Origin of the sequence: Gardnerella sp. DNF01195, assembly GCF_049244175.1 — a bacterium.
Taxonomy (GTDB): Bacteria; Actinomycetota; Actinomycetes; order Actinomycetales; family Bifidobacteriaceae; genus Bifidobacterium; species Bifidobacterium leopoldii.
This window is the reverse complement of record NZ_CP058383.1, coordinates 1,383,277-1,397,162: the sequence shown is the minus strand read 5'-3', so window position 1 is coordinate 1,397,162 and position 13,886 is coordinate 1,383,277. Positions and strand designations below refer to the sequence as shown.

At 43.8% G+C, this 13,886-nt stretch carries 14 protein-coding genes; all 14 read left to right on the top strand.

Annotated elements, in window-relative coordinates:
- The first annotated feature begins 109 nt into the window (after positions 1–109).
- The 14 genes from HXT43_RS05460 (at position 110) to HXT43_RS05395 (ending at position 13,816) form a co-directional block, all read left to right on the top strand.
- Entirely contained in the window at positions 110–1,141 is a 1,032-nt protein-coding gene (locus HXT43_RS05460) for a homoserine O-succinyltransferase (protein ID WP_032842366.1), read from the top strand.
- A gap of 199 nt (positions 1,142–1,340) precedes the next feature.
- The gene (gene atpB / locus HXT43_RS05455; protein ID WP_004105753.1) at positions 1,341–2,195 is read left to right on the top strand and encodes a F0F1 ATP synthase subunit A; all 855 of its coding nucleotides are present in this window, start codon (positions 1,341–1,343) and stop codon (positions 2,193–2,195) included.
- 100 nt (positions 2,196–2,295) lie between these two features.
- Positions 2,296–2,529 (top strand): ATP synthase F0 subunit C, encoded by a 234-nt coding sequence (atpE, locus tag HXT43_RS05450; protein ID WP_421780960.1) that lies wholly within the window; start codon positions 2,296–2,298, stop codon positions 2,527–2,529.
- A 60-nt stretch (positions 2,530–2,589) separates the two neighbouring features.
- Positions 2,590–3,132, top strand: coding sequence for a F0F1 ATP synthase subunit B (locus tag HXT43_RS05445; protein WP_004105751.1), 543 nt, complete (start codon positions 2,590–2,592; stop codon positions 3,130–3,132).
- A 98-nt stretch (positions 3,133–3,230) separates the two neighbouring features.
- On the top strand, positions 3,231–3,812 hold the full coding sequence (locus HXT43_RS05440) for a F0F1 ATP synthase subunit delta (protein WP_415707235.1): 582 nt from the start codon (positions 3,231–3,233) through the stop codon (positions 3,810–3,812).
- A gap of 16 nt (positions 3,813–3,828) precedes the next feature.
- Positions 3,829–5,490, top strand: a complete 1,662-nt coding sequence (gene atpA, locus HXT43_RS05435; protein WP_032842365.1) for a F0F1 ATP synthase subunit alpha — start codon at positions 3,829–3,831, stop codon at positions 5,488–5,490.
- A 3-nt stretch (positions 5,491–5,493) separates the two neighbouring features.
- On the top strand, positions 5,494–6,498 hold the full coding sequence (locus HXT43_RS05430; RefSeq protein WP_004574170.1) for a F0F1 ATP synthase subunit gamma: 1,005 nt from the start codon (positions 5,494–5,496) through the stop codon (positions 6,496–6,498).
- Positions 6,499–6,504: 6 nt separating this feature from the next.
- A complete protein-coding gene (atpD, locus tag HXT43_RS05425) occupies positions 6,505–7,992 on the top strand; it encodes a F0F1 ATP synthase subunit beta (protein WP_004105740.1) in 1,488 nt (495 codons plus the stop codon).
- A gap of 2 nt (positions 7,993–7,994) precedes the next feature.
- Complete coding sequence (locus HXT43_RS05420) at positions 7,995–8,309, top strand: F0F1 ATP synthase subunit epsilon (protein ID WP_032835331.1); 315 nt, start codon at positions 7,995–7,997, stop codon at positions 8,307–8,309.
- An 894-nt stretch (positions 8,310–9,203) separates the two neighbouring features.
- The gene (locus tag HXT43_RS05415) at positions 9,204–9,389 is read left to right on the top strand and encodes an antitoxin VbhA family protein (RefSeq protein WP_004105736.1); all 186 of its coding nucleotides are present in this window, start codon (positions 9,204–9,206) and stop codon (positions 9,387–9,389) included.
- A 20-nt stretch (positions 9,390–9,409) separates the two neighbouring features.
- On the top strand, positions 9,410–10,129 hold the full coding sequence (locus HXT43_RS05410; RefSeq protein ID WP_116442577.1) for a Fic/DOC family protein: 720 nt from the start codon (positions 9,410–9,412) through the stop codon (positions 10,127–10,129).
- Positions 10,130–10,312: 183 nt separating this feature from the next.
- The gene (locus HXT43_RS05405) at positions 10,313–10,465 is read left to right on the top strand and encodes a hypothetical protein (RefSeq protein WP_415707233.1); all 153 of its coding nucleotides are present in this window, start codon (positions 10,313–10,315) and stop codon (positions 10,463–10,465) included.
- 344 nt (positions 10,466–10,809) lie between these two features.
- Entirely contained in the window at positions 10,810–11,841 is a 1,032-nt protein-coding gene (locus tag HXT43_RS05400) for an FAD:protein FMN transferase (RefSeq protein ID WP_415707232.1), read from the top strand.
- A 256-nt stretch (positions 11,842–12,097) separates the two neighbouring features.
- Entirely contained in the window at positions 12,098–13,816 is a 1,719-nt protein-coding gene (locus tag HXT43_RS05395) for an FTR1 family iron permease (protein WP_112928856.1), read from the top strand.
- The last annotated feature ends 70 nt before the right edge of the window (positions 13,817–13,886 follow it).

The following is a 13,886-nucleotide window of genomic DNA, read 5'->3' as shown; positions in this document are numbered from 1 at the left end:
TTGTCAACTTTCGGGCGTGTCTCGCTGTATTTGGTTAGAATTTTACGATTCGTGTACATGAGTGACATAGACATAATAAACATAAACAAGTGTGGAGTATAATAAACACATGCCTATTAAGATTCCTGAAGGATTGCCAGCGCGAAGCATATTAGATGCTGAGCGAATTTTTGCATTGGAACGCCCAGAAGCAGAACAGCAGGATGTTCGACCACTTCGTTTGTTGATTTTGAATCTTATGCCCAAAAAAATCGAGACAGAAACTCAGCTTTTGAGACTCATCTCTAAGTCTCCTTTGCAAGTTGACGTCGATTTTATGAAAACTTCTACGCATGTATCGACACATGTTAGCGCTGATCATTTAGTAAAATTCTATGAAAATCTTGACGCACTTCGTAACAACTATTACGACGGATTCGTTGTGACGGGCGCTCCTGTTGAGCATATGGAATTTGAAGAAGTCGACTACTGGCACGAATTTACGCAAATTCTTGACTGGGCATCAACACACGTTTTCTCAACAATGTATTTGTGCTGGGGCGCAATGGGTGCGCTTTACTATCGATATGGCGTAAAAAAGCATGTTCTCAGCAAAAAAGTTTTTGGCGTGTTCCCGCAATATTTGCAGGATGAGTACTGTTTTCTTACAAATGGTTTTGATGAAATCGCTTTACAACCGCATTCTAGAATAGCGAGTGTTGATGTTGACAGCATTTCTGCAGATCAGCGTTTACAAATTCTTACGTATGGTCCCGAATCTGGTCCGGGATTAGTTGCTACGCGTGATTTTTCTGAAGTTTTTGCGCTAGGACATTGGGAATATGGCAAAATGACTCTTGCGCAGGAATATGAGCGTGACATGTTAAAAGGTTTGAGCAACGTGCCATTCCCTTACAACTATTTCCCTCATGACGATCCAAAATTAGAGCCACTATTTTCTTGGCGTGCGCACGCGAATTTGCTTTGGCGCAACTGGCTTAATTGGGTGTACGAAACTACGCCTTACAATCTTTCTGATATTCCTCATTTAAGAGCTGCTGGAAGGCTTGGAACTGAACGTTCTATAAGGCATGAGCCGGCTTCTCCGCGCTCCGATAATTTTTATCCATTTGACGGCATTAAGTACGGTATGAACAAATAAATTTTGAAGTTGCGTAATTATGTACAAGCAAAGAGTACAATCAGCAATTAGATATATTTTTCGTTTCGTGCCCCGCGCCTTACGAAATATGAAACATATGATCTAGTTGATATATATGCCGCGAGAATGATTGAATTGAGTATGTGAGTGAGCGGCACTGAATTGAGGCGTGTGAACGGATTGCTATAAGGAGGCACTTATGGATGTGATGGTTGATGTTTTACAGAAGACCACGACTGTAGCTTCTACTGTAGCTTCGAATAAACCAGAGCTACCTGATATTAGTGAGTTTTTGCCTCCAGAGATTTTGTTCCAAGGCACTCCATTTGCCATGAACCGAATTGTTATGGTGCGTATTATTATGGCCGTAATCGTTATGATTATTTTTGGCATTGGAGCAGCTCGCGCAAAAGTGGTTCCAGGAAGATTCCAAAGCGTGCTAGAAATTCTAATGGACTTTGTGCGATTTAACATTGTGTACGAAATGATTGGCGAAGAGCGCGGCAAGCGTTATGTGCCAATGATAACAACTCTTTTTATAACAATATTTTTCTTTAATCTTTGCTCAGTTATTCCAGGCTTAAATATGGCTGCAACAGCAACTATTACAGGGCCATTAGTGTTTGCTCTTTGGGTTGTATGCCAATACTTAATAACTGGAATTAGAGAAAAAGGATTCCTAACGTTCTTCCGCGAATCCTTGTTCCCAGCAGGCGTGCCATGGCCAATTTACTTTATTCTTACGCCATTGCAGCTTCTGGAATTGTTGATTGTGCGACCACTTTCGCTTACAATCCGTTTGTTTGCGAATATGATTGCTGGCCATTTGCTGGTGGCCACTTGTCTAGTATTCACCAACTTCTTTGTGGTGGATTCCAGCAATAAACTCCTTGCCTTAGGCGGTGCATTATGGCTGCTTGGTGGCATTCTGTTTACAGTATTCGAAGTAATAGTCGCAGGCTTGCAGGCGTTTATTTTTACCGTTCTTGCATCTGTGTATATTTCGGAAAGTTACCCCGAGAAAGAAGAAAAATCTGCTGTTGCTATTGCATAAATAGGTAAAACTAATTAAAGCTAGTTAAAGCAAACAGATAAAACAGGTTTAATAATCTTAGGGTTTATAACTGGTTACTGTTCCTAAAGAAAGGAAACCAATGAATAGTATCATCGCTCTCGCAGGATTGACGGGCAACCTTAGCATTCTCGGCTTTGCCGTTGCTACTCTTTCCCCTGCTATCGGAATGGCAATGGTTGTATCCAAGGCTATGGAATCCACTGCACGCCAGCCAGAAGTCGGCAGCCGTATTCAGTTGTTCATGTTTATTGGCTTGGCATTCATTGAGGTTCTGGGCTTGCTCGGATTCGTTGCCTACATTATGGGAAGCTGAACCGAACGAAACAACTCGTTCCAACGCATACAAGTGTTGAAAGAATAGAAAGGACAAGCCATGGCATATGCAGCCGAAACTAATAAACTGGCGTTGTTCTTGCCGGAGCCTTACGACGTTATATGGTCGCTGGTTGTTTTAGTTGTTCTTGCAGTGTTTTTCTACAAGTTCGTTATGCCTAAATTCCAGGCAATTCTTGATGAGCGTGCAGAAAAAATTGAAGGTGGAATGGCTAAGGCTGCTAATGTTCAGCGTGAAGCAGACGAGTTAAAGAGCCAGATTGAAAACGAACTTTCTCAAGCTCAAACTGATGCTGCAAATACTCGTGAAGAGGCTCGATCGGAAGCTTCAAAAATTATTGGCGAAGCTAGACAACGCGCTGAAAAGGATGCTGCGAAGATTATCAGTGAAGCACAGCATTCTATTGAGGCTCAGCATAAGCATGCCATGTCCAGCCTCCAAGGAGAAGTGTCGGTTCTTGCAGCAGCTTTAGCTGGCAAGATTCTTGCATCCAAATTGGATGACGATACCGTCAGTTCCAAGATTATTGATCATGTGATCGATGAAGTTGGAGACACTAAAAATTCGGATCAAAGCAAGTAAAGTAATGTGCAAAACTGAATAATCGCAAAATAAAATTACGGTTATTTCATTTTGTATTATTTGCGTTACTTCGTTTTTACAGAAACGAGGAGGTAAGAATGCCAGAAAAGGCAGCGCGAGTAAACGATAGTTTGTCGCGTTCTTCGCTTGCTCAGGCCATCTCAGATGCGCACGATGAAGCGCAGCGCATTTCGGACGAGCTTTCGTCAATGATGGACATGATTGATAAGTATCCTGAGCTTTCTGATGCGATTACTGATCCGAATAGGTCTTCGGAAGATAAGTCTCGCCTTATTGACGAGCTTATTGGAGGTAAGGCGCACCCTGTTGTATTGCGCATTATGCGTTATCTAGTAGGAACTTGGCACGGAGGTGCCGAAAGCGGTAAAACAGGTAGCTTCGGTGGCGCTTGGTCAGGATTTGAGCGTGAAGCTGGAGAAACATTGGTTACAGTCACTACTGCTCAGCCGCTTACAGATAAGCAAATTAAGCGTTTGATTGAAATCTACAGCGATAAGTTGGGTCATCGTGCATACATTAACCCAATTGTGGATCCAAACGTGCTTGGTGGCATGCGTATACAAATCGGTGATCAAATAACCGATCGCACCATGTTGATGCAGCTTAAGCAGTTGCAGCGTTCTGCGCGAAATGGTGCTTGGACACAGGCAGTGAAGTAGTAAATTAAGGAGAATTATGGCGGAACTATCTATTGATCCCGCCCTGATACGCAAGGCACTCGACGGGTTCGTTGACTCGTATAAGCCTGCAGACATGCCAACGCAAGAAGTTGGCTATGTTGTTACGGCTGGTGACGGCATTGCGCACGTAGCTGGATTGTCCGGCTGCATGGCAAACGAGCTGCTCACATTCGAGAACGATACCTTGGGTCTTGCGTTCAACCTTGATGCACACGAAATCGGCGTTGTTATTCTCGGCGATTTTACAGGCATTGAGGAAGGGCAGGAAGTATACCGCACAGGCGAGGTGTTGTCTGTGCCGGTTGGTGACGCTTATCTTGGTCGTACCGTTGATCCGTTGGGTAATCCAATCGATGGTTTGGGTGCGATTGAGTGCAATGAGCGTCGTATTCTTGAAGCCCAGGCTCCAGACGTTATTCACCGTCATCCAGTCGATGAACCATTGTCTACTGGTTTGAAGGCTATTGACGCAATGACGCCAATAGGTCGTGGTCAGCGCCAGTTGATTATTGGTGATCGTCAAACAGGTAAAACTGCAATCGCAATAGATACGATTATTAACCAGCGGGCTAACTGGGAAACTGGAGATCCAAAGAAACAGGTTCGCTGCATTTATGTAGCAATCGGTCAAAAGGGTTCCACTATTGCTTCAGTGCGTCAAAGCCTTGAAGAAGCAGGAGCTATGAAGTACACCACAATCGTGGCAAGCCCAGCTTCTGATTCTGCAGGTTTTAAATACATTGCACCTTACACTGGTTCTGCAATCGGTCAGCACTGGATGTACAACGGCAAACACGTTTTGATTGTTTTCGATGATTTGTCGAAGCAAGCAGAAGCATACCGTTCAATTTCCTTGCTTTTGCGTCGTCCACCTGGGCGTGAAGCTTACCCAGGCGACGTGTTCTACTTGCATTCTCGTCTGCTTGAACGTTGTGCTAAGCTTTCTGACGATTTGGGTGGCGGTTCTATGACCGGTCTTCCAATTATCGAAACCAAGGCAAACGATGTTTCTGCATACATTCCAACCAACGTGATTTCTATCACCGATGGTCAGATCTTCTTGCAGTCTGATTTGTTCAACGCAGGTCAGCGTCCAGCAGTAGACGTTGGTATTTCCGTGTCTCGTGTTGGTGGCGCAGCTCAGGCTAAGGCTTTGAAGAAAGTCTCCGGCATGTTGAAGATTTCCTTGGCTCGTTACAAGTCTTTGGAATCCTTCGCAATGTTTGCTTCTGATTTGGATGCAGCCTCAAAGGCACAGCTTACTCGCGGTGCTCGTTTGACTGAGCTACTTAAGCAGAAGCAGTTCTCTCCTCGAGCAATGGAGCAAGAAGTTGTTTCTGTGTGGGCTGGTACTCATGGAAAGCTTGACGATATTCCTGTGAAGGATGTGTTGCGTTTCGAAAGCGAATTGTTGGATTACTTGGATAAAGGAACCGACATTTTGCAAGTAATTCGCGATACTGAAGACTTCACTAAGGAAACTGAAGCTAAGCTTGATGCAGCCATTGATGATTTCCGTAGGACGTTTAAGACATCTGCTGGCAAACCTTTGATTGTAAAGGATTCTTTGCCGCCGGCTGAAAACCCTGCTCCTGTTGAGAAGGAACAGCTTGTAGCTAAGCCAAAAGCAGACAGTCGCGAGCCTGAGGGGAAGTAGCGTATGTCCTCCCAACTTGCATTGAAATCGAGAATTATTTCCACACAGTCTTTGGGTAAAATCTTTAAGGCTCAGGAAATGATTGCGTCTTCTCATATCGCTAAAGCGCGAGATATTGCGCTTAATGCTAAGCCTTATAGTGACGCAATTTTCGATGCCGTGCAGGCGTTGGTAGCTCATCACGAAGCAAATATTAAGCATCCTATTTTTGGTAAAGAGCATGCCGGCAATCGCGTAGCAGTTTTGGCTCTTACTTCTGATCGTGGTATGGCAGGTGCGTTTACGTCTTCGATTATTCGTGAGACTGAAGCACTTCTTGCAAAACTCGATGCAGAAGGTAAACATGCAGAACTGTACGTGTACGGTCGACGTGGTGCAACTTACTACAAGTATCGCAATCGCGATGTGGCAGGTACTTGGGAAGGTTCTACTGACCATCCTGACGTTACTATTGCTGAAAAGATTTCCGATACTTTAATGGACGCTTATATGACGCCGGAAGCAGAAGGCGGAGTTTCGGAACTGTATATTGTGTTCACTGAATTTATAAATATGGTGAGGCAAAAAGTTCGTACGTTACGCATGCTGCCAGTTGAGCTGGTTCCTTTGAAGGACGGTGAAGAGTTTTCTATGCATCGTCCTGACTATGAAGCAGCATCTGGTCCTTCAGCAGCGTTGTCGTCTACGAGCGCAGTTTCGGCTCGTGAAGAAGCAGTTAGCCGCAGCAATCCAGAAGCTGTGGAGTATTGCTTCGAACCAAGCCCGGATGAAGTATTGGATGCTGTTTTGCCGAAGTATATTCAGTCTCGTATTCACGAGTGCTTACTTACTTCTGCTGCTTCCGAAACGGCAAGCAGACAGAACGCTATGCATACGGCTACAGATAACGCCCGCAATTTGGTGGATGATTTGACAAGAAAGCTTAATGCTTCTCGTCAGGCATCCATTACTCAAGAACTTACCGAGATTATCGGCAGCGCTGATGCGCTGAATAATGAGGAGGATTAGGAGCATATGGCTGAAAATCAGACCACAGCGCCTCCAGAAGCTGAGCAGGAGGTCGATCCAACAGCTGGTCGCGTAACCCGCGTTCAGGGTTCCGTGATTGACGTTGAATTCCCAGTCGGCTATCTGCCGGATATTTACAATGCTCTCAAAGTCGATATTGCTACCGTTGGTAACACGGAAGGTGATACCGTTCACGAGATCACGCTGGAAGTTGAGCAGCACCTTGGTGATTCGACTGTGCGTGCAGTTGCTTTAAAGCCTACTGACGGTTTGGTTCGTGGTGCTTTAGTGCGAGATACTGGCGGTCCAATCTCTGTACCTGTTGGTGACGTTACTAAGGGTCACGTGTTCGATGTTACAGGCAACATTTTGAATGCTAAGCCTGGCGAGCATATTGAAGTAACTGAGCGTTGGCCAATTCACCGTAACCCACCTGCTTTTGATCAGCTTGAGTCTAAGACTCAGATGTTCGAAACTGGTATTAAGGTTATCGATTTGCTTACCCCTTACGTTCAGGGCGGTAAAATTGGTCTGTTCGGTGGTGCAGGCGTTGGTAAAACTGTGTTGATTCAGGAAATGATTCAGCGCGTTGCACAGAATCACGGTGGTGTGTCTGTGTTTGCTGGCGTTGGCGAACGTACCCGTGAAGGTAACGATTTGATTGGCGAAATGGCTGATGCTGGCGTTTTGGAGAAAACAGCGCTTGTCTTTGGTCAGATGGATGAGCCTCCTGGGACTCGTCTTCGTGTGCCTCTTACCGCTTTGACTATGGCTGAGTACTTCCGCGATGTGCAGAATCAGGATGTGTTGCTGTTCATCGATAACATATTCCGCTTTACTCAGGCTGGTTCTGAGGTGTCCACTTTGCTGGGTCGTATGCCTTCCGCAGTTGGTTACCAGCCAAACTTGGCAGATGAAATGGGTGCATTGCAGGAGCGTATTACTTCTACGCGCGGTCATTCCATTACGTCGCTTCAGGCTATTTATGTGCCTGCAGATGATTACACTGATCCTGCACCTGCAACAACCTTTACGCACTTGGATGCAACTACTGAGCTTTCACGTGATATTGCAGCTAAGGGTATTTACCCAGCTGTGGATCCTTTGACTTCTACTTCTAGAATTTTGGATCCGCGTTACGTTGGTCAGGCTCATTATGATTGCGCAAACCGCGTTAAGGCTATTTTGCAGCGTAACAAGGAGCTTCAGGACATCATCGCTTTGATTGGTATCGATGAGCTTGGTGAGGAAGATAAGACTACTGTGAGCCGCGCTCGTAAGATTGAGCAGTTCCTTGGTCAGAACTTCTATGTGGCTGAAAAGTTCACTGGTCGTCCAGGTTCTTATGTGCCAGCAGACGAAACCATTGAGGCATTCACTCGCATTTGCGATGGTGTTTACGATGAGATTCCTGAGCAGGCATTCTCTGGTATCGGTGGCATTGATGATCTTGAGCGTCGTTGGCACGATATGCAGCAAGAGTTTGGTGCGTGATTATGTCGGAGAAGCAAGTAAAATCGCTGCACGTTAGTGTGGTGGCAGCCAGGCATCCTGTTTGGGAAGGTGACGCCAAGTTCGTGGTTATTCCTTCTGTGAATGGCGCTATGGGCGTGCTTCCTGGACATGAGGCTGTGCTTGCGTTGATTGATCACGGTTTTGTGAAGGTTGACGATTTGAAGGGTGTGCGTCACGTTTTTAAAGTGACAGACGGCTTCTTCTCTGTTGATTCTGATCATATTACTATTGCTGTTGAGCATAGTTGTAACGTTGATAAAGACGGCAACGTGCTGCCTAACGCTAAGGTGATTTAGGCTTACGTATAAGTGAAGTAAGCGAAAAGGCAGGAGTTTGGGTATCCCGAGCTCCTGCCTTTTGTTTTTGGCGCGCGTTGTAAAGTTTCTGACGTTTTTTGGTGTGTAGACGACTTTTTCTTTACTCGCGTGTAAAGTTTCTGCCGTTTTTCTGCTATTTCGCGACTGTTTCTTTACATGACTGTAAAGTTTCTGACGTTTTACAGCCTTAATCCGACCGAAACTTTACGCCGCTGTAAAGTTTCTGCCGCGCAGTGGTGCGAGGTTTGTTATGAGCTTTGGCATGGTTTCGGTTTGAGCTTTGGTTTGGGTTTAGGCTTTGTTTTGGTTTGAGCCTTGGTTTGAGTTTAGGCTTTGGTTTGGGTTTTGGGATTGTGTTGGCGATAGTAGCAGTATCGCGCTCCAATTTGGGATCATCGTTAATTTTGTTTTCAGAATCGCAGTATGTAGTATTTTTCACTTTTGAAAATAGATGCGTATTTTCACTTTCAAAACTGTAATATTTTTTCACTTTTGAAAGTGAGTGCCTATTTGTGTTCGCGTTCGCTTGTTTGTTTTCTTGCTTGCGCTTGCGCGAAGGCTCTTTTCTTTATGCATTTTCCGATTGCGTTCTGTTTTTTGTGTTTTGCGGCTTGTGCAAATATCATCTGACTTCGCAAAATTAAAAAATTTTCAAATTTGCGAAGTGGGATTTGCTTAGTTTTAAAGTGCGTAAATCATGTTGCACCGAAACTAGTGGCGTTATGTTGCCGATGCTGGATTCGTCAAATCGCAAAATATGATGCAACAAAAATGTGTTGTAAGCAGAATATGCAGTAATCAAAATGCGTTGCGAATAGTAAAATAGTGCGTAGTTATTTTTGATTTGGGTGCGTGTGTTGGCAGGGAGAAGAAATGATTGATAAAGAAACGCAACGTAGGCGTCAAGAAAATTTGGGTCTTGCAATAGCTTCAGGCAGACTTGAAGGCAATTCGCCTTCAAAAGAGTTTCTTTATGACGCAAATCAATATGCTAAAGGTCTTATAACCAGTGACGAATTTGTTGCTAGAATGCGTTCTAGATATGGCGTAATGGATTAAGTTATTGGGTTATGTGTGTCGTGGAAACAGTTTTTGACCCTTATCTTATTCCTCACACAAGGGTATTGAAGAACAAATCTAATATAAATAATCAGATTGAATTAGATAAATATGAGAACGATGCTGTTCTCACGAGATGTTCTATTTTGTACGAAAACTTGCCACATGCTGAAGGAACTGTTAAGCAATTGCAGTGGATTCATCATTATCTTTTCCAGGATGTTTACGATTGGGCTGGTCAGATTCGCACTATTGACATGTCTAAAGGCGGTGGCGAGCCGTTTCATCCGCTTGAATATATGGGCGTTGGGATTCGCTACTGTGAGCAAACGCTTAAAAATGATAATTTATTGCAAGGTTTATCTATTGACGAGTTTATTAGTAAGCTAAGCGTAAATTACAATAATTTTAATGTTTTACACCCATTTCGTGAGGGCAATGGTAGAACGCAACGCGTTTTTTGGGATATAGTTGCGCGAGATGCTGGATACCATTTCGATTGGGGATTAATAACGCAGCGTGTTAACGACGAAGCTTCAATCCAGGCTAAAGATGCTAACGATACAAAGCTTCTTGAAGATATGTTCCACATTATTACAAAGCCTTTGCAGGTTGAGCTTTTAGCGCAGCAGCAGTTTGCGCATCTTGTTGAAGAAGAATACGAATACGCGCCGAATGTGGCTAGTGTTTTGCAAGATAAGGATTACGCTGCGTATAAAACTCGTTACGGCATAGATTGAATCTAGCAATTATGTATCGCTATAGTGTGCAATCTAAACTTGCAAAAATACAAAGTTTGAGTTATCAATAACCTAAACTTAGGAAAAATCGAAGTTTAGGTCATGAATGACTTAAACTTGTGAAAAGTTGATTTTGTTGCGACTTCTGCTTGCGAAAAGCTTTATATTCAAGTAACTGAAAGCATGATGGATGAGTCTGTGCGCGAGCGAGAGTTAAAGCCGCTTCGGAAGATTCAGAATAATTATGAAAAGCTGGTTATTACTTTGAGCAAGGCTTTGGACGATGATTACGACGGCATTCGCGTTGAAAGCATTGTTGATTGGTTGCTTAAGTAGCGTTGTTTATTTGTTTCTTAGCTAGTTGTTATGGGTATTCATTAAAACGCGTAAATCGTGCTACGCAGAAACGAGTTGCGTTATGTTGCCAGTGCCATAAATATTTCTATAATGCGTTTTTGCAAAAATTTTGGTATAGATGAATATTTTTTGCACGCTATGCCTTCATTTTGCCAGAATGTAGGTATAGGCGAATGTTTTTGTGTGCTATGCTGCTATTTTTTAAAAATGTCGGTATAGAATGAGACTGTCTGTAAACTATGTCGACATTTTGCTGTTTTTGTTGTTTTGTTGCGGATTTTGACGAGTAACAGAGAGTTTTGACTTAGGGATTGAAGCAAGCGATGTTTGAAAATGTTACTGCGATTGCGCGCGCGCTTGGAACGGGGATTATTATCTCTAGCAGCAAGCCGATTTCGCAGCGCGTGCAGAAGCGGATTCGCGCTTTTGTTGAAGAGTATGAATCGGTGCTTTCGCGCTTTCGTGAAGATTCGCTTGTTTCGCGTATGGCTTGTGCGGAGCATGGCGGCGATTTTGAGTTTCCGTCGTGGGCTGGGTCGCTTTTTGCAATTTACGACGAGTTTTACGATGCCACTCGCGGAGCTTTCGACGCTTGTATTGGCGCGGATCTGCTTGCGCTTGGCTACGATAATTCTGTGCAATTCGTTCCGGAATCTACTGTTAGCGCGAGCGAGAATAGTGGCAGTGTCAGCTGCAGCTGGAGCAAATATCGCCGCTCTCTTCCAGTTAAGTGGGCAGATATTTCTCGAGATGACAGCGGCACAACGCTTCACACAAATCAGCCAGTGCAGCTTGATTTTGGGGCAGCTGGGAAGGGTTATTTTGTAGATCTTGTAACGAATATTCTTAAAGACGAGCTTGGTGACGATTCGCTTTCGGATTGCGATTTTTTGGTAAATGCCGGCGGTGATATGCGCGCTTGCTTTAGCGATGAAGATTACCAAATAAAAGTTGCGCTGGAAAATCCTTTTGATACAACGCAAGCAGTTGGAGTGGCATCAATTGCAAGCGGAGCGTTGTGTGCTTCGTCTGCTGCAAGAAAGCGTTGGAAAGTAAAAGACGCAAATTGCCTTGCAGACAATGCTTTTGAATCTAATTTAATTGCAACTCATCTGATTAACGCTTTAGACGGCGTTCCTTCGCAAAAACTTTCTGCAAGCTGGGCGTATATTCCTGCTAAAACTTGTGCTTTTCCAACTGCTTACGCTGATGCGCTCGCAACTGCGTTGTTCGTATCGCAAGAAAGCGATTTGCAAAAAATCGTGCAAACTACCGGCTCTGAGTTTGCTGTAATCTCGCCAAATTATGCGCTTCGCAAAACGGCCGCCTTTCCAGCGTATTTTTTTGCTGCATAATCGCAAAAAGATTGATAATTATCGTTATCAATATCATTTTTGTAATATTTGCGTGTTTTTTGCGTAGAACTATATCAATCTACATGATATGTCGATATTATGTACCTGTGGGGCCTTTGTAATGGCAAGTTTTAGTTGGGTGCGCTCAATTTGGGGTAGAGCGCGTAGATATGCAGAAATGCGTTAACGCAAAAGGCGTAAAACGCGTGAGAAGTGCGGAATCGCAAGAAGACGCGGAAGAACGCGAGGAGATGTTATGCGCGCGTATGTAAAAGTGCGCCGAATTATTCGTGACTCGGCTGCACTGATTCTGGCTGTGTGCATGTTGGTAGGTTGCATAGTGAGTTCGTTCGCTACAACTATTCCAGCTTTTGCAACAGATGCGGATCGTTCATATACTAGCTGGACAGAAGTTTCTAAAGCAATTAATAAAGAATTGCTACAAGGTCAATCAGAATACAATAGTGGCAATAATTCTGGAGCTGCAACTCGATTTGAAGCAGCATACAATTCCGTTTATGTTGCTTCTAACATGATTACGGTTGTGCGAGATGCAATCGGGCAGAATAAAGTTCAGGCACAAACTGATCAATTCCAGCAGCTACAAACGCTTGTATACCAGCAAAATCAAGGTTCACAAATAAGTGCTGTTTCAACGGCTCTTTCAGTGGATGTTGCACAAACTGCATCTAGTCTCGATGCCAACTTAAAAGTGGATAAGCCAAATGTTTATGCACAAAAGTTGCGTGCGCAAATTAAAGCAGAGCGCAAAAAGCTTGATGCTGCAAAAAAGAAAAACCTCGGGCGCAATGGTCGTACGTGGGGTCAAGTTGCTCGAGAAATGAACGTTATTCTCGACAAGTCTGTTGCAAAATACAAGTCTGCAAAAGGTAATAAAACTCAAGTAGCATCTGCAGTTGATTTAATTAACGAAGCCTATTACCAGTATTACGAAAAGCTTGGTTTCGAGAAGAACGTGATGAATGCAATAAGCGGAAGTCGCGTTTCGACTGTCGAGTATCAATTCAAAGAGTGCCGCCAAACAATGAACAACGGCGGAACTATTGAGCAAGCTAAAAAGTTCGTAACGGATCTTAAAGCGATGCTTATTGAAGACGCAGCAAAATTAGACAAAGGCGCATCTTCAAGCGCAAATCCATTTATGCAATTCATAACTAGCTCATTCGGTCAGGCTTTCGTAATTTTGCTTCGTGAAGGTTTGGAAGCGTTGCTAGTTGTTGCAGCAATTATTGCTTACCTTGTTAAATCCGGTCACAAGAATATGGTGAAGTATATTTACCTAGGTATTGCGGCTGGAATTGTGGCATCTCTTGCTGTAGCTGCACTATTCGGCTTGCTATTTAATGGTTCTGGTCCGCAGCAGGAGATTACAGAAGGCGTTGTTGCATTGTTCGCAATGCTTATGCTGCTTTACACGAGTAATTGGATGATTTCTAGATCTTCAGTGCAAGCATGGAATAAGTATATTAGTGAGCAAACAACGGCAGCAGTTTCTAAGGGAAGTTTGGTTTCTTTAGCGTTATTGAGTTTCCTTGCGGTGTTCCGCGAAGGTGCTGAAACTGTAATCTTCTATCAAGCAATCTTTGCAGTTTCAAACGGAGCTGACTCTATGATTTGGGGAGGCTTCATTTCCGCTGCTGCAGTTCTTGTAGTGATATTCTTGCTGATTCGTTTCGCATCTGTGCGCATACCAATTCGCCCATTCTTTACTGGAACAAGCGCTCTTATGTCTGTTCTCGTAGTAATTTTTGCGGGCGGTGGCGTGCACGCGTTAATCGAGGGCGATGCTCTCGAAGGAATGTATATTCAAGGCTTGCCAACTAACGATTGGCTTGGGTTCTATCCGTATGTTGAGACGATTGTTGCTCAAATTGTGGCAGCAATTGTTGTGATTTCACTGCTTTGCGTATCTATTGCGCGAAGTCGTGGGAAACGCGCGATAGAAAATAAATAAGCAAAACAACAAATAACCAACTAATAAATAATTAATAAACAACCAATAACAACAATTAAATAAAAGTAAC

Bases quoted from the DNA above. Each gene is read 5' to 3' on its own strand.
- HXT43_RS05405 (WP_415707233.1), top strand. From the start codon at position 10,313: ATGATGGATGAGTCTGTGCGCGAGCGAGAGTTAAAGCCGCTTCGGAAG.
- HXT43_RS05400 (WP_415707232.1), top strand. From the start codon at position 10,810: ATGTTTGAAAATGTTACTGCGATTGCGCGCGCGCTTGGAACGGGGATT.
- HXT43_RS05420 (WP_032835331.1), top strand. From the start codon at position 7,995: ATGTCGGAGAAGCAAGTAAAATCGCTGCACGTTAGTGTGGTGGCAGCC.
- HXT43_RS05415 (WP_004105736.1), top strand. From the start codon at position 9,204: ATGATTGATAAAGAAACGCAACGTAGGCGTCAAGAAAATTTGGGTCTT.
- HXT43_RS05440 (WP_415707235.1), top strand. From the start codon at position 3,231: ATGCCAGAAAAGGCAGCGCGAGTAAACGATAGTTTGTCGCGTTCTTCG.
- HXT43_RS05430 (WP_004574170.1), top strand. From the start codon at position 5,494: ATGTCCTCCCAACTTGCATTGAAATCGAGAATTATTTCCACACAGTCT.
- HXT43_RS05445 (WP_004105751.1), top strand. From the start codon at position 2,590: ATGGCATATGCAGCCGAAACTAATAAACTGGCGTTGTTCTTGCCGGAG.
- HXT43_RS05395 (WP_112928856.1), top strand. From the start codon at position 12,098: ATGCGCGCGTATGTAAAAGTGCGCCGAATTATTCGTGACTCGGCTGCA.
- atpA (WP_032842365.1), top strand. From the start codon at position 3,829: ATGGCGGAACTATCTATTGATCCCGCCCTGATACGCAAGGCACTCGAC.
- atpE (WP_421780960.1), top strand. From the start codon at position 2,296: ATGAATAGTATCATCGCTCTCGCAGGATTGACGGGCAACCTTAGCATT.
- HXT43_RS05460 (WP_032842366.1), top strand. From the start codon at position 110: ATGCCTATTAAGATTCCTGAAGGATTGCCAGCGCGAAGCATATTAGAT.
- atpB (WP_004105753.1), top strand. From the start codon at position 1,341: ATGGATGTGATGGTTGATGTTTTACAGAAGACCACGACTGTAGCTTCT.
- atpD (WP_004105740.1), top strand. From the start codon at position 6,505: ATGGCTGAAAATCAGACCACAGCGCCTCCAGAAGCTGAGCAGGAGGTC.